Annotated in this window: 29 protein-coding genes; 10 read left to right on the plus strand and 19 right to left on the minus strand. The window is 62.6% G+C overall.

Features of this window, described 5'->3' with window-relative positions; all coding sequences use genetic code 11:
- Positions 1–44 precede the first annotated feature (44 nt).
- The gene (locus tag NKH42_RS15000; RefSeq protein WP_352751886.1) at positions 45–1,133 is read right to left on the minus strand and encodes a class I SAM-dependent methyltransferase; all 1,089 of its coding nucleotides are present in this window, start codon (positions 1,131–1,133) and stop codon (positions 45–47) included.
- The gene (lgt, locus tag NKH42_RS15005; protein WP_352508125.1) at positions 1,130–1,981 is read right to left on the minus strand and encodes a prolipoprotein diacylglyceryl transferase; all 852 of its coding nucleotides are present in this window, start codon (positions 1,979–1,981) and stop codon (positions 1,130–1,132) included. The genes NKH42_RS15000 and lgt overlap by 4 nt, the downstream gene beginning before the upstream one ends.
- A gap of 130 nt (positions 1,982–2,111) precedes the next feature.
- On the opposite strand from lgt, the gene NKH42_RS15010 reads away from it, so the two are divergent.
- From NKH42_RS15010 to NKH42_RS15020, 3 genes are all read left to right on the plus strand, one after another.
- A complete protein-coding gene (locus NKH42_RS15010) occupies positions 2,112–2,414 on the plus strand; it encodes an accessory factor UbiK family protein (RefSeq protein WP_352508124.1) in 303 nt (100 codons plus the stop codon).
- A 331-nt stretch (positions 2,415–2,745) separates the two neighbouring features.
- Positions 2,746–3,246, plus strand: a complete 501-nt coding sequence (locus NKH42_RS15015; protein ID WP_023678420.1) for a type III secretion system chaperone family protein — start codon at positions 2,746–2,748, stop codon at positions 3,244–3,246.
- Between the two features lie 6 nt (positions 3,247–3,252).
- Positions 3,253–3,612 carry a tRNA-binding protein gene (locus NKH42_RS15020; protein ID WP_352687875.1) on the plus strand — a complete coding sequence of 120 codons (360 nt, stop codon included), beginning with the start codon at positions 3,253–3,255 and terminating at the stop codon, positions 3,610–3,612.
- A 12-nt stretch (positions 3,613–3,624) separates the two neighbouring features.
- Here the strand turns inward: NKH42_RS15020 and NKH42_RS15025 are convergent, their stop codons facing one another.
- The 4 genes from NKH42_RS15025 to NKH42_RS15040 all read right to left on the minus strand — a co-directional run bounded on the left by NKH42_RS15025 (position 3,625) and on the right by NKH42_RS15040 (position 7,551).
- Complete coding sequence (locus NKH42_RS15025; protein ID WP_352753857.1) at positions 3,625–4,647, minus strand: glycosyltransferase family 4 protein; 1,023 nt, start codon at positions 4,645–4,647, stop codon at positions 3,625–3,627.
- A gap of 205 nt (positions 4,648–4,852) precedes the next feature.
- Positions 4,853–6,268: an ATP-binding protein gene (locus NKH42_RS15030; RefSeq protein WP_352687871.1), complete on the minus strand. Its 1,416-nt coding sequence runs from the start codon at positions 6,266–6,268 to the stop codon at positions 4,853–4,855.
- A 49-nt stretch (positions 6,269–6,317) separates the two neighbouring features.
- Complete coding sequence (locus NKH42_RS15035; protein WP_023678415.1) at positions 6,318–7,037, minus strand: response regulator; 720 nt, start codon at positions 7,035–7,037, stop codon at positions 6,318–6,320.
- The gene (locus NKH42_RS15040; protein ID WP_023719182.1) at positions 7,024–7,551 is read right to left on the minus strand and encodes a MarR family winged helix-turn-helix transcriptional regulator; all 528 of its coding nucleotides are present in this window, start codon (positions 7,549–7,551) and stop codon (positions 7,024–7,026) included. Before NKH42_RS15040 ends, NKH42_RS15035 begins: the two co-directional genes overlap by 14 nt.
- Positions 7,552–7,796: 245 nt before the next feature.
- Between NKH42_RS15040 and NKH42_RS15045 the strand changes: the two genes are divergently transcribed.
- The 3 genes from NKH42_RS15045 (at position 7,797) to NKH42_RS15055 (ending at position 9,979) form a co-directional block, all read left to right on the plus strand.
- A complete protein-coding gene (locus NKH42_RS15045) occupies positions 7,797–8,690 on the plus strand; it encodes a branched-chain amino acid aminotransferase (RefSeq protein ID WP_352751890.1) in 894 nt (297 codons plus the stop codon).
- A 145-nt stretch (positions 8,691–8,835) separates the two neighbouring features.
- Positions 8,836–9,147, plus strand: a complete 312-nt coding sequence (locus tag NKH42_RS15050) for a hypothetical protein (RefSeq protein WP_254819202.1) — start codon at positions 8,836–8,838, stop codon at positions 9,145–9,147.
- A 190-nt stretch (positions 9,148–9,337) separates the two neighbouring features.
- Positions 9,338–9,979, plus strand: coding sequence for an MBL fold metallo-hydrolase (locus tag NKH42_RS15055; protein ID WP_352713127.1), 642 nt, complete (start codon positions 9,338–9,340; stop codon positions 9,977–9,979).
- A gap of 69 nt (positions 9,980–10,048) precedes the next feature.
- Here the strand turns inward: NKH42_RS15055 and NKH42_RS15060 are convergent, their stop codons facing one another.
- The 3 genes from NKH42_RS15060 to NKH42_RS15070 all read right to left on the minus strand — a co-directional run bounded on the left by NKH42_RS15060 (position 10,049) and on the right by NKH42_RS15070 (position 11,304).
- The gene (locus tag NKH42_RS15060) at positions 10,049–10,459 is read right to left on the minus strand and encodes a BA14K family protein (RefSeq protein WP_352704112.1); all 411 of its coding nucleotides are present in this window, start codon (positions 10,457–10,459) and stop codon (positions 10,049–10,051) included.
- A gap of 193 nt (positions 10,460–10,652) precedes the next feature.
- Positions 10,653–10,865, minus strand: coding sequence for a cold-shock protein (locus NKH42_RS15065; protein WP_006202521.1), 213 nt, complete (start codon positions 10,863–10,865; stop codon positions 10,653–10,655).
- A gap of 226 nt (positions 10,866–11,091) precedes the next feature.
- Positions 11,092–11,304, minus strand: a complete 213-nt coding sequence (locus NKH42_RS15070; RefSeq protein ID WP_006202520.1) for a cold-shock protein — start codon at positions 11,302–11,304, stop codon at positions 11,092–11,094.
- Positions 11,305–11,805: 501 nt separating this feature from the next.
- On the opposite strand from NKH42_RS15070, the gene NKH42_RS15075 reads away from it, so the two are divergent.
- Positions 11,806–12,201 carry a Kazal-type serine protease inhibitor family protein gene (locus tag NKH42_RS15075; RefSeq protein WP_352704114.1) on the plus strand — a complete coding sequence of 132 codons (396 nt, stop codon included), beginning with the start codon at positions 11,806–11,808 and terminating at the stop codon, positions 12,199–12,201.
- Between the two features lie 10 nt (positions 12,202–12,211).
- Here the strand turns inward: NKH42_RS15075 and NKH42_RS15080 are convergent, their stop codons facing one another.
- From NKH42_RS15080 to NKH42_RS15095, 4 genes are read right to left on the minus strand one after another with little or no spacing between them, the layout of a single operon-like run.
- Positions 12,212–12,436 (minus strand): hypothetical protein, encoded by a 225-nt coding sequence (locus NKH42_RS15080; protein ID WP_352704117.1) that lies wholly within the window; start codon positions 12,434–12,436, stop codon positions 12,212–12,214.
- A 32-nt stretch (positions 12,437–12,468) separates the two neighbouring features.
- Positions 12,469–12,606, minus strand: coding sequence for a hypothetical protein (locus NKH42_RS15085; protein ID WP_254819207.1), 138 nt, complete (start codon positions 12,604–12,606; stop codon positions 12,469–12,471).
- Positions 12,607–12,651: 45 nt separating this feature from the next.
- Positions 12,652–12,897 (minus strand): hypothetical protein, encoded by a 246-nt coding sequence (locus NKH42_RS15090; protein WP_352704119.1) that lies wholly within the window; start codon positions 12,895–12,897, stop codon positions 12,652–12,654.
- Positions 12,894–13,160: a hypothetical protein gene (locus NKH42_RS15095; RefSeq protein ID WP_352477936.1), complete on the minus strand. Its 267-nt coding sequence runs from the start codon at positions 13,158–13,160 to the stop codon at positions 12,894–12,896. Before NKH42_RS15095 ends, NKH42_RS15090 begins: the two co-directional genes overlap by 4 nt.
- 336 nt (positions 13,161–13,496) lie before the next feature.
- On the opposite strand from NKH42_RS15095, the gene NKH42_RS15100 reads away from it, so the two are divergent.
- The 3 genes from NKH42_RS15100 to NKH42_RS15110 all read left to right on the plus strand — a co-directional run bounded on the left by NKH42_RS15100 (position 13,497) and on the right by NKH42_RS15110 (position 15,795).
- Positions 13,497–13,679: a hypothetical protein gene (locus NKH42_RS15100; protein ID WP_352477934.1), complete on the plus strand. Its 183-nt coding sequence runs from the start codon at positions 13,497–13,499 to the stop codon at positions 13,677–13,679.
- Positions 13,680–13,689: 10 nt separating this feature from the next.
- The gene (locus NKH42_RS15105; RefSeq protein WP_254819211.1) at positions 13,690–13,956 is read left to right on the plus strand and encodes a DUF1488 family protein; all 267 of its coding nucleotides are present in this window, start codon (positions 13,690–13,692) and stop codon (positions 13,954–13,956) included.
- A 183-nt stretch (positions 13,957–14,139) separates the two neighbouring features.
- Positions 14,140–15,795, plus strand: coding sequence for a tetratricopeptide repeat-containing sulfotransferase family protein (locus NKH42_RS15110; protein WP_352751891.1), 1,656 nt, complete (start codon positions 14,140–14,142; stop codon positions 15,793–15,795).
- Here NKH42_RS15110 and NKH42_RS15115 read toward each other — a convergent pair.
- The 6 genes from NKH42_RS15115 to NKH42_RS15140 all read right to left on the minus strand — a co-directional run bounded on the left by NKH42_RS15115 (position 15,782) and on the right by NKH42_RS15140 (position 23,702).
- Positions 15,782–16,135, minus strand: coding sequence for a DUF1428 domain-containing protein (locus NKH42_RS15115; protein WP_352751893.1), 354 nt, complete (start codon positions 16,133–16,135; stop codon positions 15,782–15,784). The genes NKH42_RS15110 and NKH42_RS15115 overlap by 14 nt on opposite strands.
- A gap of 78 nt (positions 16,136–16,213) precedes the next feature.
- A complete protein-coding gene (locus tag NKH42_RS15120; RefSeq protein WP_254819275.1) occupies positions 16,214–16,642 on the minus strand; it encodes a VOC family protein in 429 nt (142 codons plus the stop codon).
- Between the two features lie 127 nt (positions 16,643–16,769).
- Complete coding sequence (locus NKH42_RS15125; protein WP_023719167.1) at positions 16,770–16,943, minus strand: hypothetical protein; 174 nt, start codon at positions 16,941–16,943, stop codon at positions 16,770–16,772.
- A 103-nt stretch (positions 16,944–17,046) separates the two neighbouring features.
- Positions 17,047–18,576 carry an ABC-F family ATP-binding cassette domain-containing protein gene (locus tag NKH42_RS15130; protein ID WP_352751895.1) on the minus strand — a complete coding sequence of 510 codons (1,530 nt, stop codon included), beginning with the start codon at positions 18,574–18,576 and terminating at the stop codon, positions 17,047–17,049.
- A gap of 444 nt (positions 18,577–19,020) precedes the next feature.
- Positions 19,021–22,335: an excinuclease ABC subunit UvrB gene (uvrB, locus tag NKH42_RS15135; protein WP_352751897.1), complete on the minus strand. Its 3,315-nt coding sequence runs from the start codon at positions 22,333–22,335 to the stop codon at positions 19,021–19,023.
- A 113-nt stretch (positions 22,336–22,448) separates the two neighbouring features.
- The gene (locus NKH42_RS15140) at positions 22,449–23,702 is read right to left on the minus strand and encodes a hypothetical protein (protein WP_352687850.1); all 1,254 of its coding nucleotides are present in this window, start codon (positions 23,700–23,702) and stop codon (positions 22,449–22,451) included.
- Between the last annotated feature and the right edge of the window lie 123 nt (positions 23,703–23,825).

Below are 23,825 nucleotides of genomic sequence, written 5' to 3' on the forward strand. Positions count from 1 at the left end.
GCGCTAGTCGGAGACGGGAGAGTGAAAGAGGCGGCAGCGAAAAGTCAATCCGTGCTTGGAAACGGCGGAACGGCAATGCCGGCAGGGAGGACGGCAAGCACCTTGAAGAGTTCGCCCATGGCCTGCGGGCCGGCGAGGCGCTCGACGTCGGCCGCGATCTTTTCGCGAGCTGCCTCATCGGCGTTGGCGCCGAGCCGGCCAGCCCGTTCGAGAAGCCCCATCTTGAGCAGGAATTCACCTTGCGTTGAGAGGTGGGCATCGAGGCCGTGTGCCCGAACGGTTGCCGCGAGGGGAGCGAAATCGACATGGGCTGTGAGATCGGCCTGCCCCGGATTGGCCAGCACGTCCTCATGACCGTGCTTGCGCAAGGCCTGCAAGGTGTCGCCGATCCCGGGCTGGAGATGACCGTAGTCGAGAAACAGGCCGGCTCCGCCAAATCCGGCAAGTCGCCCGGCGATGGCCGCCATCAGGGCGGCGCGGGCTGGCGCCACCTCGACGATGGCACCTTGCGTCGCATTCTCGGCACCCTCCGGCAGCAGCATCGGGTCAAGCGAGCCGGCGCCGACGAAAAAGCGCAGCCGGTTCGCGTCGTCGAGACCGATCATCCGTTCGCTCCAGCCGGCTCCAGCGCGGACGAACTGGCGGATGGGCACGGCGTCAAACAGCTCGTTACCAACAATCAGAAGCGGCCCCTGCGGCAGCGTGTCGACGGCCTCATGCCAGGCGATGGTGGCCGACGTCCCGGCAAGCGTCCGTTTCTGGACCTCGGTCAACCGCGGACTGGCCTCGATCAAGGCGAACGATGCGCTGGCGGTAAGCGTCGGATCGAGCCGCGAAAGCGTGCGCAGCATATCTCTCATCAGCGTGCCGGGGCCGGGGCCGATTTCGGCGATGGCGACCGGCGTCGGCCGGTCGATCGCCAGCCACGCCTGGTAGAGCCAGATGGCGACCAGCTCGCCAAACATCTGGCTGATCTCCGGCGCGGTGACGAAGTCGCCGGCGGCGCCAAACGGCTCGCGTGTCGTATAATAGCCGTCCTGCGGATCGAACAGGCAGAGCGCCATGTATTCGCTGATGGGGATCGGTCCTACCGCACCGATCAGCTCGGCGATGCGGGTCTTCAGCCGCGTCATGCCGGCTGCGGTTTTGTCACCGGCTTGGCTGTAGCCATCGCCCAGATGCCGGCCAGCACCATCGGCAGTGACAGCACCATTCCCATGGTCAGCCAGCTCGTGCCAAGGAGGTAGCCAAGCTGCTGGTCGGGCTCGCGGAAGAATTCGACGAAGATGCGCGAGGCGCCATAGCCGGCGATGAAGGCGCCGCCGACGAAGCGCGGCGTCTTCAGCTTGAGCCTGGAATGGGTGAGGAAGCGCAGGACCAGGAACAGCACCAAGCCTTCGAGCAGCGCCTCATAGATCTGGCTCGGATGGCGTGCAAATGGGCCGCCATTGGGGAATTCGAATGCCCATGGCACGTCGGTCGGCCGGCCCCATAGTTCGGAATTGATGAAGTTTGCCAGGCGAACGAGGCCAAGCCCTACCGGCACGCCGGCGGCAACCACGTCGAACAGCGACCATGTGCGGATGCCGCGAGACCAGGAAAACAGCGTCATGGCGAGAATGACGCCGAGTAGGCCGCCATGAAACGACATGCCGCCCTGCCAGACGGCGACGATATCGAGCGGATTGGCAATGTAGCGCGGCAGGTCGTAGAACAGCACGTAGCCGGTGCGTCCGCCGAGCACCACACCGATGGCTGCCCAGACGATGAAGTCGTCGAGGTCGATGGGCTTCATCGGCAGGATGCCGTCGGGCCAAAGTTTGGGGTTGGTGACGAGGCGTTTGGCATACCACCAGGCGAACAGAATGCCGACGATATAGCCGACGCCGTACCAATGCACCGCCAGTGGTCCGATCCGGACGATGACCGGGTCGATGTTGGGAAAGGGCAGGGCGGCCAGCGGCAGCAAATATTCGCTCAACAGGGTCTCCGGGTTCCAATCAGGTTCGGGCGCGGACCATGCGGCAGGCTTTTGGCGCGGTCAAGGCAAGCATATGCTTGCATTCCGAATGGTGCGCCACTACGTCAATTCAACCAAGCGAGGATTTGCCATGGCGACTGGACCGAACCGCATTCTCGATGAATTCGCCAAGCTGATGACCGATGCAGCCGGTGCCGCGCAGGGCGTGCGGCGCGAGGTGGAGACCGCCTTCAGGGGCCAGGCCGAGCGCATACTCAACTCCATGGACGTGGTGCAGCGCGAGGAATTCGACGCTGCTCGCGACATGGCGGCGAAGGCCAGGGAAGAAAACATCCGGCTCGCCGCTCGCATCGAGGCGCTCGAGGCCAGGCTTGCCGAATTGACCGGTCAAGCAGCGCCTGTGGCTGCGGCAAAGCCGCGTGCAAAAAAATAATCAGAAATAAATCGTTAAACTTTTCCACAAAGCCGGATCGTAAAAAGCGCTTTGTCGTGAATCGCTTACCGGTACTGCGTGAATCTTTGTGACATCGCCTTTCCACATGCGAATGACGCAGTGCGAAAAATTTGGCTGGTCACGCGACTCCCGATCAATAGACTGAATTTGTTGCATGATTCGGAGCAGGGTCATGCGCCGGGCGGTGGGGTCCGGTCCGGGGTCTTTGCGTTGACGAAGTCCTGGCCGTCCGAGTTCTAGGCAGAATTGTTCGAGTGTGCCTCTCCCGCGGAGCGTGTGGTGGCGCTCCCAGAACGACAGGAAGCATTTCATGGAACTTCTCGAACTCGAATTCTCCCGCGAAATCCATCCGGTGGATGTTATCGAGCAGGTGGCGCACAACAACGACTGGTCCTTCGAACGGGCCGGCGACGACGAGATCTCGATTTCGGTTGCCGGGAGCTGGACCGACTACCACGTTTCATTCTCCTGGATGGAGGACTACGAGGCGCTGCACCTGGCCTGCGCCTTCGACATCAAAGTCCCGGAGGCGCGCGCGCTCGAGGTGATGCGGCTGCTTTCGCTGATCAACGAGCAGATGCTGTTTGGCCATTTCGATCTCTGGGAGCAGGAAGGCGCCATCATGTTCCGCCAGTCGCTGCTGCTGGCCGGTGGGGTCGAGCCGTCAAGCCAGCAGGTCGAGGTGCTGCTGTCGTCGGCGCTGGAAGCCTGCGAATGCTATTTCCAGGCGTTCCAGTTCGTCGTCTGGTCGGGGACTTCGGCCAAGGATGCGTTGGCCGGCGTGCTGTTCGAAACCTACGGAAACGCCTGACCGTCGATGAGTTCGAGCAACAGGCGAAAACCCGAGATCAGCTTTGCCGATTTCGACCGTATCGACATCCGCGCCGGCACGATCGTAGAGGCCGAGCCTTTTCCCGAGGCGCGCAAGCCGGCGATCAAGTTGAAAATCGATTTTGGTCCCGTGATCGGGGTGAAGAAATCCTCGGCCCAGATCACAAAATACTATACGCCCGAAACCCTGATCGGCCGGCAGGTGTTCGCTGTAGTCAATTTCCCGCCGCGCCAGATCGGGCCATTCATGTCGGAAGTGCTGACGCTAGGCTTTCCCGATGAAGAGGGCGCCGTCGTGCTTGGCGCGATCGAGCGCAAGGTGCCGGACGGAGGCAGGTTGTTCTAGCTGCGCTGTTGCTCACGCAGCCAGTTTACGCGTGGTGCCCAGCGCCTCTTCAACCGTTTTCATGAACATTTCCGCGCAGGCCTTCCAGCTGTAGCGCATCGCGCGTTGCCGCGCCTCGGCGCGGTCGACGTGAAGGGCGGCGAGCGCTGCTTGCCGCAGGTCGTCCGATACCGCGCCGCCGATGCCGTCTCCGATGATGTCGATCGGTCCGGTGACGGGATAGGCTGCGACCGGCGTGCCACTGGCCAGCGCCTCGATGATGACGTTGCCGAATGTGTCGGTGCGGCTGGGGAAGACGAAGGCATCGGCCGAGGCGTAGATCTCGGCCAGCTCGTCATTCGGACGATGGCCGAGGAAATGGGTATCGGGATATCTGGCCTTCAGCTTCGCCAATTCCGGCCCTTCGCCTACGACCACCTTGCTGCCCGGCAGGTCGAGGTCGAGAAAGGCCGGCAGGTTCTTTTCGATCGCGACGCGGCCGACGCAGAGGAAGATCGGTCCGGGAAATCCCAGGTCCTTTCTTTTATCCGGCCGAAAATGATCGGTGTCGACGCCGCGCGTCGACGGCCGGAGCTTGGTGAAGCCGCGCGCCGCAAGATCGTCGGCAAGCGACTGGGTGGCGACCAGCGTGCCCTGTCCTGAATTATGGAAATCGCGCAGCCAGCGATAGGCCCATGCTTCAGGCACCGGCAGGCGTGCGCTCAGATATTCCGGAAAACGTGTGTGATAGCTGGTCGTGAACGGGCGGCCGGCGTTGCGGCAGTAGCGCCGGGCCATAATGCCGAGCGGTCCTTCGGTGACGATATGAACGTGGTCCACCTTGCGCGCCTCGATCAGCCGCGCCACGCGGTGCGGCGTCGTCAGCGCCAGCCTGATATCGGGATAGGTCGGCAGAGGCAGGGTGCGAAAGATGTTGGGTGTCAGGAAATCCGTCTCGACATCGAAGGATTTCAGGGTCTCCGAGAGGCGCTCCAGCGTGTGGACGACACCGTTGACTTGCGGGCGCCAGGCGTCGGTGACCATCAGGATGCGCATGGCGGTCCCTTGGCGGAGAGCTTGATTGCCTTGCCGCGATGCCTGAGCGGCGACCACGCCGCAGCTCTGGCGTCGCACCGGCGCACCCGGGCAGGCGCGGGGTCGAAATGAGGCCGCAGGGCCGAATCAATCAGGATCGCGCGCTTCATTGGCGCTCTTCACCATGGTTTCATGACGGGCGAATGAAGGCCGGGTCTCGCTGCCGTCAAGCCGGAACCTTGATCACCGCCCGCAAGCCGCCGAGCGGGCTGCGTTCGAGGACGATGTCGCCGCCATGGCTGCGGGCAATGTCGCGTGCGATGGAGAGGCCAAGGCCGGTGCCGCTGGCGTCGAGGTTGCGGGCCTCGTCGAGCCGCACGAACGGCTTGAATACATCCTCCCGCTTTTCGGGCGGAATGCCCGGACCGTCATCGTCGATGGTGACGAGCAGCGAACCGCGTCCATGATTGGCGTTGATCTCCACCGTCTTGGCATAGCGGAATGCATTGCCGACGACATTGGAGAGCAGCCGGGCAAAGGCATTGGGGCGCACGTGGACGTGCGGATCGCCGGCAAGCACGGTCGACAGCTTGCGCTTGCGCAGCACGGCTTCCTCGCGAAGCTTTTCGAAGAAGGCTTCGAGGTCGAACCGGCCGGCGTCTTCCGATGCTTCGCCGCGTGCAAAGGCAAGGTAACCTTCCAGCATCGACTGCATGTCGTCGATGTCCTGGTCGAGTGCCTGGGTGTCGGCCGCCTTGGTCCCGGCCAGCGCCAATTGCAGCTTGAAGCGGGTGAGGATGGTCCTCAGATCGTGGCTGACGCCGCTCAGCATGGCGGTGCGCTGCTCGAGCTGGCGTTCGATGCGTTCGCGCATCTGGATGAAGGCAAAGCCGGCGCGGCGGACTTCCTCGGCGCCGCGCGGGCGAAAATCGCGCGGCATCGGCCGGCCTTTGCCAAAGCTCTCGGCCGCCTCGGCCAGCGTCAGAATCGGCCGGATCTGGTTGCGCAGGAAGGGAATGGCGATCATCAGCAGCACCAGTGAGGTGCCGACCATCCAGATCAGGAAAATATGGGTGTTCGATGCATAGGCCTGGCTGCGGCGCACGAAGACGCGCAGCACCTTGTTCTCAAGCTGGACGCGGACCTCGACGATATTGGAATTGCCGACCGTATCGATCCAGAACGGACGGTTGATCTGGCGGGTGATCTCGGACGAAAGGATCTCGTCGAGGATCGAGAAGAACGGCTTTGGTCCGGGTGGCGGCAGCGGGTCGGGGGGGAGGAGGTCGACCTTCAGCTGCATGCGATCCTGGGCGATGCGGATGATGTTCGCGTAGTCGGCGTCATGCGGATAGGTCTCTATCAGGTCGATGATGGCGGCGATGTCGCGCACCGTGGCCTGTGACAGGCGTTGCGTCACGGTCTGCCAATGGCGCTCCATGAAGACAAAGGCGACGACCGACTGCAGCATGATCATTGGCGCTATGACGATGATCAGCGAGCGGGCATAGAGCCGCTTCGGCATGTAAAGCGACACCAGGCGCCAGAAACGGTTCCAGGCGCGCGGCACGGCCTTCAGCGCCCGCGTCGCGCGGGCGCTGAAGCCGCCATCTCCCGGCCGTTCGAGGTGCGTGGTCGCCATTCGTCTTTTCGCTCACCGGGACACGGCAAGGTCCGCTGTCGGCGGCATTCTATTCCACGCTGAGCCGATACCCAATACCGCGCACGGTCTGCAGCCAGACCGGATTGGACGGATCGCGTTCGATCTTGCGGCGCAGCCGGTTGATCTGGACGTCGATCGTGCGCTCGCCGACCTCGGATTCGTCGCCGACAAGCTCATGCCGCGGTATCGTCTCGCCGGCACGGGCAGCGAAGATCGCCAGGATTTCCTGCTCGCGGTCGGTCAGCTTGAGCGCCTCTCCGCCGCGCTTCAGCTCACGCCTGGCGATCTGGAACGTATAGGGACCGAAGACCAGCTGTTCGACCTTGGGCGTCGTCGCGGGGCCGCCGCGGCGCAGGATATTGTTGATACGCAGGATCAGCTCACGCGGGTCGAACGGTTTAGGCAGATAGTCGTCGGCGCCGGCCTCGAGCCCGGTGATCCGGCTGTCGGTTTCGGACAGTGCGGTGAGCATCAGGATCGGTACGTTTTTCTCCGCCCGCAGCGCCTTGGTGAGATCGACGCCGCTTTCACCCGGCATCATGACGTCGAGCACGATCAGATCGAAGTCGAGGCCGGCGAGCTTGCGCCGCGCCTCGCCGGAATTTCCGGCGACGGTGACGCGAAAACCGTTTTCGGTCAGATACTGTTTCAGAAGATTGCGGATTCGGGTGTCGTCGTCGACCACCAGCAGATGCGGCGCGTCGTCTTCCGGTGCTGTCGGATGATCAACCCTCTCAATGGTCTCCATGGCTTTTCCCTGACATCTTTGCGGGCACAATGTCGATCTGCGCCCTTAGTTCCGGATTGACCATCGCTTCAAGGAACCGTTCGATAACGGCGCGTTCGGTGGCTCCGGAATCTTCCAATGCAGCATGGATGCGGCGCGACTGTGGCCGCGCCAGCGCCAGCGCCAGCGCACGGCCCTTGGCCGTCGGATAAAGCTCGCGCTGGCGGCGGTCGCGAGGGCCCTGCAATTGCACGATATGGTCGGTGTCAATCAGTTGCTTGAGCACGCGCGCCAGGCTCTGCTTGGTGATCTTGAGCACGTCGAGGAGCTCGGCGACCGTCAGGCCGGGCCGGCGATTGACGAAATGCAACACCCGATGATGGGCGCGGCCAAAACCGTAATCGGCCAGGATCTGGTCCGGATCGGAGGTAAAGTCGCGATAGGCGAAGAAGAACAACTCGATGATGGCGAAATCGATGCCGTCCTCGTCGGTGATCGCCGTCCTGATCGGCTCTGCGGCTGCGTGGCTCGTCATCTTTTCTCCGTGTGAAGCAGGAAATTATGTCAGCACTATTGACGTATTTTCCGCGCGATGGTAATTTTTGGCAAGCTTTTCGGCGGATTGCGAACGAAAAGGCAAGCGAAGCCGTTTTTTTCCGGAACTTCCTGAGTTTGCCAGACCTTAAATATCCGCCTACGCTTTGAGACAATGGCCGTCCGCAGCGGCCGAGGCGAAACACGCAACGACACTGTGCGGGCTGCCGCCCGCGGGAGGTTACCATGGCATCCGTTCCCTTCGACCAACTGGACGGCTTTATCTGGATGAACGGCGAATTCGTCAAATGGGCCGACTCCAAGATCCACGTCTTGACCCACGGGCTGCACTACGCCAGCGCGGTATTCGAGGGCGAGCGCGCTTATGGGGGCGAAATTTTCAAGCTGACCGACCACACCGAACGCCTGCATGAATCGGCGCGCCTGCTTGGCTTCAAGATACCCTACTCGGTCGCCGAGATCGACGACGCCTGCCGCACGCTGTTGAAGAAGCAAGGTTTCCAGGACGCCTATGTCCGGCCGATCGCGTGGCGCGGCAGCGAACAGATGGGCGTTTCCGCACAGAACAGTCGGATCAACTGCGCCATCGCCATCTGGCAGTGGCCGAGCTATTTCGACCCGGCGCAGAAGCTCAAGGGCATCCGCCTCGACATGGCCGAATGGCGCCGCCCCGACCCGCGCACCGCACCGTCGAAATCGAAGGCGGCCGGCCTCTATATGATCTGCACCATGTCCAAGCATGCCGCCGAGGCCAAGGGCTATGCCGACGCTATGATGCTCGACTGGCGGGGCCAGGTGGCGGAAGCGACAGGCGCCAACATCTTCTTCGTCAAGGACGGCAAGATCCATACGCCCAAGCCCGATTGCTTCCTCGACGGCATCACCCGCCGCACGGTCATCGGCCTTGCCAAGGACCGCGGTTTGGAGGTGATCGAGCGCGCCATCATGCCGGAAGAGCTTGAAGGCTTCCAGCAGTGCTTCCTCACCGGGACGGCAGCCGAGGTGACGCCGGTTTCGGAGATCGGTCCATACCGATTCGAGGTCGGCGAAATCGCCAAGACGCTGATGAATGACTATTCTGCGGCCGTTCAGCCCAAGCACGCAATCGCTGCAGAATAACGAAAGTCACAGCTTTTTTAACTAGTAAGGGCGGTTTTCGGGCCGCCCTTTTTATTTAAGCGCTTCTGCATTTGACTTTCACACAATTCGGCGTCTCATGATGGGGTCGGCCCGGGAGGCTGGCAGCTATGGAGGGACTGGAAATATGGATATGAACACGCTTCTTCCGATCATTATTCAGGTGATTACGGGTATCATCGGTGGTCAGGCGGTTGGCGCGGCTATCAAGACGGCGGCGATGGGGCAGCTTACCAAAATCCTGGGCGGCGCTGTTGGCGGCGTCGGCGGTGCGGCCATCCTCAACAGTCTGCTGGGTGGCGCGGTCGATCCGACAGCCGCGGCCACGGCGGCAGGGGCAGGCAGCGCGTTGAACATTTCAAATATCGTTGGCGGTGCCGGCGGCGGCGCCATCCTGACCGGCATCATCGGTGCGGTCATGAACGCGATGAAGAAATAAGCTTTGACGTTTCAGGGTTTTAAATGGGCGGCTTCGGCCGCCCATTTCGTTTTCCGTTTTGCGTTTTTCCGTTTGCCGTTTGTGGAGCGGTGGACGCCGTTCGCGTGTGTCTCTACATCAGGGTAAGGTTAGGGCTTTCCTGACGCGTTCGAGGGGGCGCGCAGCGCTCCGACAGCGTGAAAGGACGAATATGGGTCAGCTCAACGCCGGCATCGTGCCGGTCACGCCGTTCCAGCAGAACTGCACCATTCTCTTCGACATGGACGACAGGCAAGGCGTTGTCGTCGATCCGGGCGGCGACATCGACAAGGTGCTGGCGGCGCTCGAGGACAATGCGATCACAGCCGGCGCGATCTGGATCACGCATGGCCATATCGACCATGCCGGCGGGGCCATGGAGCTGAAGGAGGCGCTCGGTATCGAGATCATCGGCCCGCATGCCGCCGACCGGCCGCTGCTCGCCAATCTCGAGAACCAGGCGAAGCGCTACGGCATCACCGATCCCGTGCGCAACTGTGTCCCCGACCGGTTCCTTGCCGAAGGCGAGACCGTTTCGTTCGGCTCACACGTGTTCGAGGTGCTCCATTGTCCGGGCCACGCACCCGGCCACGTCGTCTACTATAACCGGGCGGCGAAGTTCGCGCATGTCGGCGACGTGCTGTTCCGCGGTTCGGTCGGCCGCACCGACCTGCCGGGCGGCGACCACGCCGCGCTGATCGCCTCGATCAAGGAGAAGCTTTTGCCGTTGGGCGACGACATCGGCTTCATCTGCGGCCACGGTCCCGGCGGCCGTTTTGGTGAGGAGCGGCGGAGCAATCCGTTCCTGATCTGAACCGCTTGCCGGAAACAAAAAAGCGCGGCCTGTGCGACCGCGCTTTTTTCCGGCAGGAAACTGCCTCCGTTAATTGGCGGTGCAGAAATGCTGTTCGCCGTCATAGCCTGTGAACGTGCCGGTACGCGCGTTGAAGCTCCGGTAGCGGTCCGAGCAGTATTCGTACCAGCCGCGGGTCCAGGGCTCCGCGTAGCTTTCGGCATAGGCCACTCGCGGCTGCACGTAATAACGGCGCACCGGGGCAGGCCGGTAGTATTCATCATCATAGGCCGGGTCGTAATAGCGGGGCTGCGGGCTGGCGAGCGCACCGCCGATCAGGGCACCGGCCGCAAGGCCGAGCACGCCTGCCGCAACGGCGTCGCCGTTGCCGTGGTGCTGGCGGTGATGGCGCCATTCATCGGCACTGGCCGCGGGCAAGGTCGCAAGCGTGGTCGCAACGACCGCGGCGGACAGGATGGCAGTCTTGAAAATTCGGTTCATGTCGGTCTCCTTCGTGCCGGCCCGGGTCGTTTTCGGGGGATGCGGTCCGGCTTTAACGAAGATTAATATGGGACCGTGGCTGAACGGGGGCTGAACGAAATTTGGCCAGGCGGGTTCATCCAACCGGGCGATTCAAGCGTGCGGCAAACACCGCAGGCCAGACCGGCCCGCGTCCATTCTGTCCAGGGCCGGTTCAGCCGATCGACAGGTTGACGGCTTTCGGACCCTTGCCGCGCTTGTCCGGCTCGGTGTCGAATGTCACTTTCTGCCCATCCTCAAGACCGGGAAGACCCGACGCCTGCACGGCCGAAATATGGACGAAGACATCCTTTGCCCCGTCGTCCGGCGTGATGAAGCCGAAGCCCTTGGCGTGATTGAAGAATTTGACGGTGCCGGTCTGCGGCATGGGAAGCTCCTTTGATCCCACAAGTCCAGTCTCGGGCCGGCAAATGCCCGGACGGAAATTTGTCCTTTATTTTAGTGCCATCGGCAAGAGAAAGTTTTGCGGGTGCCGGCAAGCATCCCAGAACACAAAAGGCGCGACGAAAGCCGCCGCGCCTTTATAAAATTCACGTCACACCAAAGCCTTGCAGCATCCTCACACCCCGAAAGGACGCGCGGCACGCCGCCGTTCAGGCGGCGCGGAGATTGACCGCTTTCGGACCCTTCCCCATACGGTCGGGCTCGACATCGAAAGTGACCTTCTGACCGTCGACGAGCGTGCGCAGCCCGGAAGCCTCGATCGCCGAGATGTGGACGAACACATCCTTGGCGCCGCCATCGGGCGTGATGAAGCCGAAGCCTTTGGTAGCGTTGAAGAATTTAACGGTGCCGGTCTGGGCCATTGGGGAAACTCCTTCACCCGTGTCAGTCTTGGTGGTTCCGCCCGCCGCCTGGCGCCGTGGGCAAGTCCCGGTGGTTGCTTCGGCAGTCATGCACTGGCGCATGGTAAAACCCCCCGCCGAAAACGGGGCTGTCAGAGATTCACAGTATCGGGGAAAGGTCGTCCAAAACGTTCCGCTCTCCGGGTCGCAAATGCCCGAACACAAAATTTATCGCACGGAAACGTGATGCTTGCAAGATAGAGCCGCGGGCGGCCCAACAGGCGCATCCCGACGCATCGCAGCGATAGTTCCGGTTCTCCGCGCGGTCATCGGCCAGACGCAGCCCAGGCATGGTCCAGCAAGCGGGGCCGGTGCTGTTTTGCCTTTGCGCCGGCCTACCGTCGCCCTGGTTGGCCATGCCGCCGGTTGCAAACAGGGGTTGCATTTGGCGGCGGAATGACGAGGATCGGCCGGACGCAGGCACCATTTGTGCAGGCACGAGTTTCGAGGGAGGGAACATTCATGCGGTTTCTTGCGGCAATCTTCTCGCGGCAGGGTTTTTCCATCCTGTTCCTGTCGGCAATTCTCGCGGCCTGCACCGTCGTGGTCGATGAGGGGCCGGGGCCGCGCCCGCCACGGCCGGGACCGCAATTCTGCACCAGGCAATATGACCCGGTCTGCGCCAGGCGCGGCGGCGACCGCCAGACCTTCGCCAACGCCTGCCTTGCCGAACGGGCCGGATACCGCATCATCCGTGAAGGCGAGTGCCGTGGCGGTGGTGGCGGCGGGGAGCACACATTCTGTACCCGCGAATACCGCCCGGTCTGTGCCCGTCGCCATGGCGAACTGCGCACGTTCCCCAATGAATGCGAGGCCCGCGCGGCTGATTATCGGGTCGTCGATGATGGGCCGTGCTAGCGCACCGGCCTCACTGTTCGTCCGGATAGGCACCATCGGCGGGGCCGACGTAGAGCTCGGCGCCGTCCTCGTTGGAGATGCGCAGGCGATCGGGGATCTGCGGCATCATCAACGTGTGAAGCAGCGTGGCGGCGCCTTGCAGGGCGGCGCGCAGGTTCGGCGCCTCCAGCGACACCCGGTCGAGTGTCGCTTCGTCGGCATCGCGCAAGCGGTAGAACTCGATGACGAAGTTCAAGCACGCCTCCAGCAGATTGTCTGCGATCGACCCTAGCCTTTGGACTTGGGTTTCGTACCGGTCTCCGCCTGCTTGACCGCCGAGCCGAACGGCGAGGCCGGCTTTGCAGCCACCTTGTCCTTCTTGGGCTTGCGTGTCTCGCGGTTGCTTCGCTGTTGACCCTTGGCCATTTCTGATCCCTCGTGCGTGGGTGGTAATGTCGAGAGTGCTATCGCTCAGCCGGCCGGGTTGTCGACCGGTTCGAGATTGTCTTCCGTGGTGACCCGCTCGTAGGTCTCCTGCTCGCTGCGGATGCGGTATTGCGGCGAGCCGTCCTTGACCGGCAACCGGCTCTTGATCTGGAACAGCTCCGCGGTCTTTTGGACAAGGCCGATGCGGCTCTTCATGCGGACGGTCTGGCCGATGGTGAAGATATGCGACGGCGTATCCGTGCGCCGCGCACTCTGCTGGAAGCGGATCATGTAACATTCTCCTGATCGTGCCGAAGCGCTGCTTCGAGTTCGGCGTGGTCGACGGCGACAAGCTGGCTGGTCGGGCTTTTCACCGTCCTTGACGGCAGATGGATGAAAGTGGCGACGCGCCGCCAGGCAAGCCACGACATGCCGTCGATCAGTTCCTCGTCGTGGTCGATGTCATAGTCGCCGGCCGGCTGCACGCCATCTAGCCCGCCAAGCACGAAAGGTGCCGCGAAATGCGCGATGGAATGAGTGGTGCGGGCAGACATTCTTGTGCCTTGAAGTTTCTTTCCGGCCTGGCCCTGAAAACGGGGCCTGCATTGCGGTATCGGGTATCGGCGATTTGAATGAGTTTTGGCGGGCCGAGAACCCCTGACGCCGCGAGGGGACCAAGCACGGCCCAAAAACGGTTCCATACCAATATTCTGAAAATGCGGCTTATTCAAGAAGATTCCGGCTTTTTGCCGCTACCAACGTAAAATTACTTTTCTATGGTTATTTGCGAAACGATGATACGGTGCCGGGCATCTCAAAAATTGTTTGAAGAAGTTCCGGAAGAGTTCCTCCGGCATTTGTGTTTATTTAGGTATGAAGGGAATAGAGTCATGAGTTCCGTAAGAACAGCGAATGTCCCGACAGTTGCAGTCGATCCTGTCGTCAAGCCGACAAAGGTCATATCGCCGCGCCTCACGATAAGAAGCGACGAGGCGGCAAGGCGAAGGATTGCCGACACCGACGGCACGGTGCGGCGGGCGCGCCAGCTTGCCGAAAGCAACCGCCTGATTTGACGCGCAAGCCATGACACTCAATTTTCCCAATCCCAGCCGGTCCTACGACGCTGCAGCCAAGCGCGTTCGTTTCGTCGGGCATGACGGCATGTTCGAAGTCCCGTTCTTTATCGAGGTTACGGCACTTTCGACGGTAAACCCGGCTGCAAGCGGAGCCGAAGCCGAATTCCTCAGTGCCTTCGACGCCAAGCGTTCGTCGATCCACGATATTGCGCGCGAAGCCTACTCGCACGGCCGCAAGAACATGTATGTGCTGACGCCGGCCGACTTTCGGTAAGTTCCCCGGGTTCGGAGGTTTGCTTCGTAGCGACCGCCGTCTGCTCTTGCACGTGCCGCAGCGATGGCCTAGATCGCGGCAGGCGGACAACACGGCAGGTTTCCCATCAACAGAGATCCGAGACAACCGGCAGGCACACGTTACGGCTCAGGCGGACAGCCGCCGCTGGGGCTCGACCAGCACGTGCAGCGGGCGCTGCAGCTGCACCAGGCGGGGCGCCGGCAGGAAGCCGAGGCGCTTTACCGTCAGGTGCTGGCGCAAAAGGCCAACCACCCGGCTGCTGCGCATTTCCTCGGGCTTCTGCTGCACCAGACCGGGCGCAGCGCCGAGGGGGTGGCGCTGATCGAACAATCGGTGCGTCTGCAGCCGAACAATCCGGATTTCCTCAACAATCTCGGCACCGTGCTGCGCGACCTGGGCCGGGTAGCGGCCGCCGCCGATCTCTTCCGCAAGGTGGTGGCGATTCGGCCGGACCAGTTGGCGGCGCGCGACAATCTCGGCTCGTCGCTGAAGCAGCTCGGCCAATTCGAAGGCGCCGAAGATATTTATCGCGGCACGATCGGCCGCAACCCGTTCCATGTCCGCGCCCGCGTCGGGCTTGCCGAAACGCTGCAGGAAGCGGGCCGGCTGGATGAAGCACTGGCTGTTTTTCGCGAGGCGCTGACGATCCGGCCGAAGGATGCCGATCTTTTGCACGGCCTGGGCGTCGGGCTGATGGAAAAGGGCAATCTCGACGAGGCTGCGGATCTTTTCAGGCAGGCGCTGGCGGTGGACCCCGGCATGGCCAGGGCCTGGCTGATGCTCACCCAGGTCAAGCGCCAGGAGGAGCGCGACGCCGAGCTTGCCCGCATGGAGGCGGAGCACGCCAAGGCGCCGCAAGGCAGCCTGGCGCGCATGCAGCTTTCCTTCGGCCTCGGCAAGGCCAACGACGACCTCAGGGATTATGGCCGCGCTTTCGACTATTTCGCCGAAGGCAACGCGATCCGCCGCCAGGGCATCGACTACGACGCCGGCAAGACGCGCGGCGAGTTCGAGGCGATGAAGGCGGTATTCGACAAGACCTTTTTTGAAAAACACAGGCCGGGCGGGATCGCCGACGACACGCCGATCTTCGTTGTCGGCATGCCGCGATCCGGCACCACGCTGGTCGAGCAGATCATCGCCAGCCATCCGCAGGTCTATGGCGCCGGCGAGCTCAGCATATTGAAGACGGCGGTCGGCAAGCAGTTTCCGCTCAGCATGAAGGGCGGCTTTCCCTGGGGCATCGCCGACATGCCCGACAAGGCCTATGCTGAGGCCGGCCAGGCCTATCTCGACATGCTGCACGCCTGCTATCCAGGTTTTCGGCACGTCACAGACAAGATGCCCGGCAACTTCCTCTTGGTTGGCTTCATCCATATGATGCTGCCGAAGGCCAAGATCATCCATTGCGCGCGCGATGCGGCGGCGACGTGCCTGTCGATCTACAAGGTGCACTTTCGCGGCGACAGCCATCGCTACGGCTACGATCTCGACGAGCTCGCCGATTTCCACAACCTCTACACCGATATCATGGCGCACTGGCACGCCGTACTGCCTGATGTCGTGCACGACGTTCGCTACGAGGATTTCGTCGCCGACCAGGAAGGCCAGTCGCGGGCGCTGATCGCCCATCTCGGCCTCCCATGGGACGACGCCGTGCTGTCGTTTCACCAGACCGACCGGCCGGTGCGCACGGCGTCGGCCGCGCAAGTGCGCCAGCCGATGTATCAGGGCTCGGTCGATCTGTGGAAGCGCTATGGCGACCGGCTGAAGCCGCTGCTCAATAAACTTGATCGAGGGGCGCCTACAGCTCGATGAAGGGCTGAAAACCGCCAAAGATCATGCGCTTGCCGTCGAACGGCATGGTCTCCCAGTCCTGCTTGAGACGAGGATCGGCCATCACCTTGGCCATCACCGCGTCGCGGCTCTGGCGCGATTTGTAGACCACCCATGAGAAGATGACGACCTCGTCGTCCTTGGCCTGTACGGCGCGCGGGAACGAGGTGAGTTCGCCATAGGGCACGTCGTCGCCAATGCATTCGACATAGGCCAACGCGCCATGCTCCTTCCAGACGGCGCCGGCCGTCTGCGCTATTTTCTTGTAGGCATCGAGATTTGCCTTGGGCACGGCCAGTACGAAACCGTCGACATAGGACATCTGACTTCCTCCATGTGATCGTTTTCCTCTCCCTTTAGAGCGGGGAGAGGTGATTTCAGACACAGCCTGTGTTGGATGTTAAGCTGCTTTCACCGGTGCGTTCATTGCCCATTCGACGCCGAACGGATCACGCATATTGCCCCAGCGGTCGCCCCAGAACATCACCTGCAACGGCACGACTTCCTCGCAACCCGCCTCGATGGCCCGCTTCCACCAGGCGTCGATATCATCGCTGCCGAGATGGAGCTGCATGGTGTAGCCCTGCGGCTTCACAGCGGCCATTCCATGCTCGGGATAGAAGTCGGAAAGCATCAGGGTCGAACCGTTGATGTGCAGATGAATATGCATGGTGCGGCCCTGTTCATCCGGCGGATAGGCAAAGACCTGCTCGGCACCGAAGGCCTTTTGGTAAAATTCTGCGGCTTTGAAAGCGCCGTCCAGCTGAAGGTAGGGCGTCAATCCGCCAAGCACTTTGGCGGCGGACTGGGTCTGCGGCTGATCATTCATGTCATGCTCCTCTTTGCGTCTGGTTGGCCTTTGCGAACCACAGGACGAACGGAACGGCGAAGATCCTACACGGCCGATGGTTTTTGGATTCGAAATGGCGCCTGCCGCGACGGCCAACTGCCACCTTTCAACCTTCGATGCGAATCCGCGGGCTGTTTTGCGCGTCGACGACGATTTCCGGCCAGCCGATATCTTTGCGCAACTCGATCGGCAATGAAAGGATGGCGCGTTCGCTGCGATAACGGGCGCGAGCCGCCGAGTAACGCGTCACGGCGTGACCTATGGATGACAGAATAGACATGATGCTTTCTCCTCGATTGGCGCCGGCATCACCGTGTCGGCGTCCCAAGGACGTGGCATGCGATCATCATCCGACAGAGCGCCGGATTTTTTTCCGCAATTTTCTAACCGCCCGCTTCGGCTACCTCCTGGAAGAAAGCTTCCGGGCTATCGATCTCGGTCAGCCGCCGTTTCTCGATCAGCCAGAAGCGGTTGCCAACCGCGCGGATGAAGGAGCGGTCGTGCGAGGCGAACAGACAGCTCGCCTGACGTTCCAGCAATTCCGCTTCCAGCGCTTCCTGGCCGTCGATGTCGAGGTGGTTGGTCGGCTCGTCGAGCAGGTAGAAATTGGGATTGGCGAGCCTCAGCGCCAGCATCATCAGCCGCGCCTTTTGCCCACCGGACAGCACGCCGATCCTGCGCTCCTGCATGTCGATGCTGACGCCGGCGCCCGCCAGCAGCGAGCGGGCGCGCTGCTCACCCACATCGAATCTGCGCGCGACCATCGCCAGCGGCGTGTCATCGCCGCCGATGCCCGACAATGCCTGGTCGCTATAGCCGAGCACGGTCGACGGCGTCACCTTCACGCTTTGCGCCACCGTTTCTGGCTCGACGATGGCGTTCCGGATCAGGCCGATCAGCCGTGATTTGCCGACACCGTTACGGCCGAGCAGGACGATGCGGTCGCCTTGGCAGATGTGTCGCTTGCCGGTGCTGAACAGAACCGTGCCGTCAGGTGTTCCGACCACCAAGTCGTCGAGCGTGATCAGCACCTTGGCATGGCTGCCGCGATTGGCGAGCTTGATCGCGCCCGCCGATCTTTCGCGGTGTGCCGGCGCTGCCGCTTCTTCCAGTCGCTCTGCCCGCTGGTTGAGCTGCTTGGTCTTGACCGTCAAAAGGTCACTGCCGGAATTGATGCCGATATTGTTGAGCTTGGCCGCTTGCCGGCGCAGCTGCTGCGCCACTTTCATGTCGCGCTGGAATTTGCGCTCGGTCGAGGCGTCGACCTCATCCAGCGCAAGCCTCGCCCGCGAATAGGGCAGCGAAAACACCGGCGATTGTTCGGGGCGTAGAAACAGCGTGCGGCTGGTCGTCGCGTCGAGGAACGCCCGGTCGTGGCTGGCGATCACCACCGGCACCTCACGCGGCAGCGCGTTCAGCCAGGTCTCGAGTTGGCTGATTTTTGCGAGATCGAGATGGTTGGTCGGCTCGTCGAGAAGCAGGACGTCGGGATGGGTGACCCAGACACGGGCGATCAGCGCCAGCCTTTGCCAACCACCGCTCAAGGCTCGCATCGGCCGCTCGCGCATCGGCTGCGGCACATCGAGTGAATCGAGGACCACATCGACGCGCCATTGTTCGCTTTCGGCCTGCTCGGCCGGCAAGACGTCGGCCACCACTTCATGAAAGCTGCGCCCGGCGAGCGCTGCGGGGATGATTTGCTCGACATAGCCGACGCGCAGGCCACGCGTGCGGGTGATGTCGCCTGTGGTGGCTTCGAACTCGCCCGTCAGGCACCTCAACAAAGTGGATTTACCGCGACCATTGGCGGCGACGATGCCGAGGCGGTCGCCGGTGCCGATGCTGAGGTCGAGGTTGGAGAAGAGCGGCGCACTCATGGTGACGCCGAGGGACTTGAGGCTGATCAGGGCCATGTCGATTTCTCTGGTCTGTCCGGAGTGAGTTCCGGTTCAATGCACTTTGACGGTGCGCAGGCTGGCCATCAGGCTCAGCGTTGCAGCACCACGAAGGGCAGACCAAGAAAATCGAAGCGGGAAGAAAAACCCGGACCGTCTCTGGTCAGCCCTGCAAGCAAGCTCGCAGGGCAGAGACAGGGCCGCGCTGACGGTGGTGAGAAAATAACACGCAGCCCTCCTTTCAAGACGTTCAAGTTGTAGAAACTGGCTACACCAAGGGTAGGGCCGATGGCAAGTGGCTAGGCTCCCCCTTCTCCCCTTGCTTGGTGGGAGAAGATGGCCGCGAAGCGGTCGGATGAGGGGTGTTCCAGCTTGGCATCGACGGCGCTCCGTCCAACACCCTCAACCGTCTCGGCGCTGCGCGCCGATCCACCTTATCCACAAGGGGAGAAGGGAAGCTCGCTACCGTCCCGGCCGACCCGTCTTGCCCGGCCGGCGCTTTTCACGGCGGGCGTCGGCGGGGTCTTCGTAGGAGCCGATGCCGGCGCGCTGACGGACAATGGGTTTGGCTGAAACGTCGCGTTCCTTCGCGCCCCCCTCTGCCCTGCCCTCTTTGCCACCACTTGGCATCTCCCCCACGAGGGGGGAGATTGGCTGTGGTTTCGCCGGCGCTTTTCCCTCGACCGGCTTCTCGGTCCGCCGCACCGTCATCTCGTCCAGTGAGTTCTTCCTGAACAGCGGCTTGGTCGGTTCACCCGGTATACCGAAATCCGAACCGTGCGCTTCCTGCGCCGACTGTTTCTTGAACAGCGAACGGGAGACCGCGCCTGACGGCGTCGGCATGTCGGTGCCAGGTCCCATATCGTCCAGCGGAGGTTTCGCCAACAGCGGCTTCTTGACCGGCACGGCGCCGTCGGCGCCCATTTCGTCGAGCTCCGGCTTGCGGAAGAGGTTGGGCCGGGCAGCCTTGGCCGCCTCTTCGGCGGCACGTGCCTCGTCGAGTCTGCGGAAACGCTCCTGTTCCTCTGCTGTACGATGTTTGGCCACGCCCTTGTTGTGCTTGCCCTTTTCGCGGCCCGAAACCGGGCTTTCCATGTCGGCATATTTGGCCAGCGGGTCGTCCGAGATGGACAGTTCCATCTCGCGCAGCCGCTTGATCTCGTCGCGGATGCGGGCCGCCTTTTCGAAATCGAGGTTGGCGGCGGCGTCGCGCATCTGCTTTTCCAGGGCGTCGAGATGCGCCTTCAGATTGTTGCCCATCATCGCGCCGGCGCTGTCGGTGAACTGCGAAATGTCGGCGCGGACATGGTCCTTCTCGTAGACTGAATCCAGGATGTCCGAAATGCGCGACTTGACCGATTCCGGGGTGATGCCGTTGGCCGCGTTCCACTCCATCTGCTTTTCGCGACGGCGGTTGGTCTCGGCCATCGCCCGCTCCATCGAGCCGGTGACCTGGTCGGCATAAAGGATGACCTTGCCGTCGACGTTTCTGGCCGCACGGCCGATGGTCTGGATCAGAGATGTCTCGGAGCGCAGAAAGCCTTCCTTGTCGGCGTCGAGAATGGCGACAAAGCCGCATTCGGGAATGTCGAGGCCTTCGCGCAGCAGGTTAATGCCGACCAGCACGTCGAAGGCGCCGAGGCGCAGATCGCGCAGGATCTCGATGCGCTCAAGCGTGTCGATGTCGGAGTGCATGTAGCGGACGCGAATGCCTTGCTCATGCAGATATTCGGTCAAATCCTCGGCCATGCGCTTGGTCAGCACGGTGACCAGCGTGCGGTAGCCGGCCCTCGTGGTTTCGCGGATTTCGCCGACTACGTCGTCGACCTGTGTCTTGGCCGGGCGCACTTCAACCGGCGGGTCGATCAGGCCGGTCGGGCGGATGACCTGCTCGGCGAAGACGCCGCCGGACTGCTCCATCTCCCAGGCGCCGGGCGTCGCCGAAACCGCGACGGAGAGCGGGCGCATGGCGTCCCATTCCTCGAAGCGCAACGGCCGGTTGTCCATGCAGGACGGCAGGCGGAAACCATACTCGGCCAGCGTCGCCTTGCGGCGAAAGTCGCCGCGATACATGCCGCCGATCTGCGGTATGGTGACGTGGCTTTCGTCGACAAAGACCAGCGCATTGTCGGGAATGTATTCGAACAGTGTCGGCGGCGGATCGCCCGGCTTGCGGCCGGTCAGATAGCGCGAATAATTCTCGATGCCGGCGCAGGAGCCGGTCGCCTCCAGCATCTCCAGGTCGAAGCGGGTGCGCTGCTCAAGCCGCTGCGCCTCAAGCAGGCGGCCAGCCTTTTCAAGCTCTTGCAGCCGATATTTAAGTTCTTCCTTGATAGACTTGATGGCTTGATTCAAGGTCGGGCGCGGCGTGACGTAGTGCGAATTGGCGTAGATCTTGACGCTCTTCAGCTCGCCGGTTTTCTGGCCGGTCAGCGGATCGAATTCGGTGATCGCTTCGATCTCGTCGCCGAACAGCGAGATGCGCCAGGCGCGGTCTTCCAAGTGGGCCGGGAAGATCTCGATCGTATCGCCGCGCACCCGGAACGAGCCGCGGACGAAGTTGATGTCCTGGCGCTTGTATTGCTGGGCGACGAGGTCGGCGAGCAGCGCGCGCTGGTCGAGCCGGTCGCCGATCTGCATCTGGAAGGTCATCGCCGTATAGGTCTCGACCGAGCCGATACCGTAGATGCAGGACACCGAGGCGACGATGATGACGTCGTCGCGCTCGAGCAGCGAGCGCGTCGCCGAATGGCGCATGCGGTCGATCTGCTCGTTGATCGAGGATTCCTTCTCGATGTAGGTGTCGGTCCGGGGCACATAGGCCTCGGGCTGGTAGTAGTCGTAGTAGGAGACGAAATACTCGACGGCGTTTTCCGGGAAGAATTTCTTGAACTCGGAATAGAGCTGCGCGGCCAACGTCTTGTTGGGCGCCAGGATCAGAGCAGGGCGTTGCGTCTCCTCGATCACCTTGGCCATGGTGAAGGTCTTGCCCGAGCCGGTGACGCCGAGCAGCACCTGGGTGCGGTCGTTGCTGTTGACGCCCTCGACGAGATCCTTGATCGCGGTCGGCTGGTCGCCGGCCGGCTCGAAATCCGAGACCATCCTGATGGCGATGCCGCCTTCGGACTTCTCCGGCCGGGCAGGGCGGTGCGGCGTCCACAGCACGCCGTCCTTGTGCAGCGGATTGCCAGATTCGATCAGCGCCGACAGCGCCGCGACGGTGGCGGTGACGCCGCCCGAGGCCATGGTCTCGGCGTCCTCCAGCGAAATGTCGAGGCCGGCGACAGGATTGAGACCGGCCGCAGTGCGCTCCCGCGCCGAAGCCGCGCCGCCCATCGAGGTGCCGCGTGCAGTACGGCCGGGGGAAGAGGAGCGCTCCGGGATCTTCTTGGCAGACTTGGCGCCTTCCCTCCCCCTCGAGGGGAGGGTGGCGGCGGAGCCGCCGGGTGGAGTCGGTGCGGCAGTGCTCTGCGACCCTTCATGCCGAGCGCTTCCTTTGCCGACCTCCTCTGTCGCCTTCGGCGACATCTCCCCCTCGATGGGGGAGATTTGACGCCCTTCCTTCTCGGCTTCCCGCTCGATCTGCTCGGCCCAGTCGGCAATCGAGCCGGTCAGCGGCGCGCCGGTGAACTCGGCCTGCGGCGCCTCGGCAAAGCCGCCCTTGTACAGGGGCTCCGAGGCATCGAGGAAATCGGTCAGCGGACTGCGCCGCTTGGGCGGCGAAGCGCGCTCGTCATTCGCCGGCGGCGGCGTTTTCTTGTCGGAGAGTCTGGCCATGGCCCGAATATGGGAGGTATCGGCCAAAATGGAAAGAGCGGAGTGGCGGGTAGCGCGAGGCGCAATTTGGCTGCTGACAGCAGGCTGTCAGGAGCACCCTCCAGGTTTCGTCCTCAGTTAAACCAAAGCGCGAACGTCAGAAACCCGGCGCCGCCGAACTGGCGCTGGATCTGGTTGAACTCCTCGCTTGTGAGAATCTTGCCGCGTTCGAGATAGGGCGCGATGGCCGGCCCGGTGATCGACAGCACCAGGTCGAAGGTTTTTGGCTCATCAAAGAAGCGCTTCATGTTGATGCCTTTGTCGGCGATGCGGAAATGCGGCAGCAAGGTGCGGCCTTCCAGAAGATCCTCGGCCATATCAAGGGCGGCGAGCCAGGCCTGCACCTGCTCCTCGCCGACTTCAAGGCCCGTCAGCGGGCTGGCGCCTTTCTGCTGCGGCCCGGGCAGCCATTCGCGGTCATTGTCGGTTTCGGCGCGGATGGCTTTCCAGTCTTCGCGCGACAGTCGGATCATCTCCATCAGATGGCGGCGCGCCGCTTGCCGGCGCTCAGGCTCGACCACTTGCCAGTTGATGAGATGCACCAGGGAGATGAAGTCGGCGAGGCGCCATTCGGACGTCAGGATGCCGCCATTCATGCCAGCGTCCAGCGGCACGAGCGTATCCTGCAGCGGCAGTTTTGCGCGCGGGAACAGCATGTGGAAGGAGCCGTCGAATGTGTTTTTGAAATCATGCGCCAGCCAGAAGTCTGCCTGCGCCATCAGGAACTCGGCATAGCCCTGCAGCCAATAACCGTCGGCGCGGTCGAAGCGGAAGGTGAGGGCGGGTGCGGCCGCGTCTGGCACACCGCCGCCGCGTGACAGAAACGCCATGATCGCGGCGGCACTTTCGTCCGGCGCGATCTGGCCATCCTCGTTGAGATCGATGCCGAGGCGGGTGAGGTCGATGACCGTGCCGATGTCCGCGTCGGCGGGCACCGAACCCAGCGTGGCTGCGGATTTCTCCAACCGATCGCGGAAGGCGACGAGAATGGCGCGGAATTGTTCGTAGGTCAGTGGCTCGGGATTGGCATTGTCCGGCACCGGCAGCCGCATCAGCGGCAGCATGAAGGATTGCGGGCTTTCGAAACCGTGGCGATGCAGGCCGCCGGCCAGGATCTCCAGCGCGGTGAAGAATTCGCCGGCGCCGGCGGCGTAGGCGGCTGCCGGATCGCCTGGCGCGGCGGTTTCAAGAGCGGCAAGAGCGCCGTTACGCTCGGCCACGGTTTTTGCCTCGAACAGGGCCGCGGTATCCGGCACAGCGCCGCCGGCCGAAGACAGCGGCAGGAAAAGAACGATGGCGCATGCCATCAGCCTGGAAAAACGCGTCATCGTGATCACCCCTTTTGTCGCTCCGCAGTGGATCATACACGCATTTGGTTCGCGCGCCTGTAGCCCTGTGGTTCAACGATAACAGTCAGCGCTTCAATCAATCCGGCTGGCGGGCTACACAAG

This window comes from Mesorhizobium sp. M1142 (assembly GCF_040318565.1).
Classification (GTDB): Bacteria; Pseudomonadota; Alphaproteobacteria; order Rhizobiales; family Rhizobiaceae; genus Mesorhizobium.

Coding starts and splice junctions, on each gene's coding strand:
- NKH42_RS15000 (WP_352751886.1), bottom strand. CDS start 1,133: ATGACGCGGCTGAAGACCCGCATCGCCGAGCTGATCGGTGCGGTAGGA.
- NKH42_RS15010 (WP_352508124.1), top strand. CDS start 2,112: ATGGCGACTGGACCGAACCGCATTCTCGATGAATTCGCCAAGCTGATG.
- NKH42_RS15015 (WP_023678420.1), top strand. CDS start 2,746: ATGGAACTTCTCGAACTCGAATTCTCCCGCGAAATCCATCCGGTGGAT.
- NKH42_RS15020 (WP_352687875.1), top strand. CDS start 3,253: ATGAGTTCGAGCAACAGGCGAAAACCCGAGATCAGCTTTGCCGATTTC.
- NKH42_RS15025 (WP_352753857.1), bottom strand. CDS start 4,647: ATGCGCATCCTGATGGTCACCGACGCCTGGCGCCCGCAAGTCAACGGT.
- NKH42_RS15030 (WP_352687871.1), bottom strand. CDS start 6,268: ATGGCGACCACGCACCTCGAACGGCCGGGAGATGGCGGCTTCAGCGCC.
- NKH42_RS15035 (WP_023678415.1), bottom strand. CDS start 7,037: ATGGAGACCATTGAGAGGGTTGATCATCCGACAGCACCGGAAGACGAC.
- NKH42_RS15040 (WP_023719182.1), bottom strand. CDS start 7,551: ATGACGAGCCACGCAGCCGCAGAGCCGATCAGGACGGCGATCACCGAC.
- NKH42_RS15045 (WP_352751890.1), top strand. CDS start 7,797: ATGGCATCCGTTCCCTTCGACCAACTGGACGGCTTTATCTGGATGAAC.
- NKH42_RS15050 (WP_254819202.1), top strand. CDS start 8,836: ATGGATATGAACACGCTTCTTCCGATCATTATTCAGGTGATTACGGGT.
- NKH42_RS15055 (WP_352713127.1), top strand. CDS start 9,338: ATGGGTCAGCTCAACGCCGGCATCGTGCCGGTCACGCCGTTCCAGCAG.
- NKH42_RS15060 (WP_352704112.1), bottom strand. CDS start 10,459: ATGAACCGAATTTTCAAGACTGCCATCCTGTCCGCCGCGGTCGTTGCG.
- NKH42_RS15065 (WP_006202521.1), bottom strand. CDS start 10,865: ATGCCGCAGACCGGCACCGTCAAATTCTTCAATCACGCCAAGGGCTTC.
- NKH42_RS15070 (WP_006202520.1), bottom strand. CDS start 11,304: ATGGCCCAGACCGGCACCGTTAAATTCTTCAACGCTACCAAAGGCTTC.
- NKH42_RS15075 (WP_352704114.1), top strand. CDS start 11,806: ATGCGGTTTCTTGCGGCAATCTTCTCGCGGCAGGGTTTTTCCATCCTG.
- NKH42_RS15085 (WP_254819207.1), bottom strand. CDS start 12,606: ATGGCCAAGGGTCAACAGCGAAGCAACCGCGAGACACGCAAGCCCAAG.
- NKH42_RS15090 (WP_352704119.1), bottom strand. CDS start 12,897: ATGATCCGCTTCCAGCAGAGTGCGCGGCGCACGGATACGCCGTCGCAT.
- NKH42_RS15095 (WP_352477936.1), bottom strand. CDS start 13,160: ATGTCTGCCCGCACCACTCATTCCATCGCGCATTTCGCGGCACCTTTC.
- NKH42_RS15100 (WP_352477934.1), top strand. CDS start 13,497: ATGAGTTCCGTAAGAACAGCGAATGTCCCGACAGTTGCAGTCGATCCT.
- NKH42_RS15105 (WP_254819211.1), top strand. CDS start 13,690: ATGACACTCAATTTTCCCAATCCCAGCCGGTCCTACGACGCTGCAGCC.
- NKH42_RS15115 (WP_352751893.1), bottom strand. CDS start 16,135: ATGTCCTATGTCGACGGTTTCGTACTGGCCGTGCCCAAGGCAAATCTC.
- NKH42_RS15120 (WP_254819275.1), bottom strand. CDS start 16,642: ATGAATGATCAGCCGCAGACCCAGTCCGCCGCCAAAGTGCTTGGCGGA.
- NKH42_RS15125 (WP_023719167.1), bottom strand. CDS start 16,943: ATGTCTATTCTGTCATCCATAGGTCACGCCGTGACGCGTTACTCGGCG.
- NKH42_RS15130 (WP_352751895.1), bottom strand. CDS start 18,576: ATGGCCCTGATCAGCCTCAAGTCCCTCGGCGTCACCATGAGTGCGCCG.
- uvrB (WP_352751897.1), bottom strand. CDS start 22,335: ATGGCCAGACTCTCCGACAAGAAAACGCCGCCGCCGGCGAATGACGAG.
- NKH42_RS15140 (WP_352687850.1), bottom strand. CDS start 23,702: ATGACGCGTTTTTCCAGGCTGATGGCATGCGCCATCGTTCTTTTCCTG.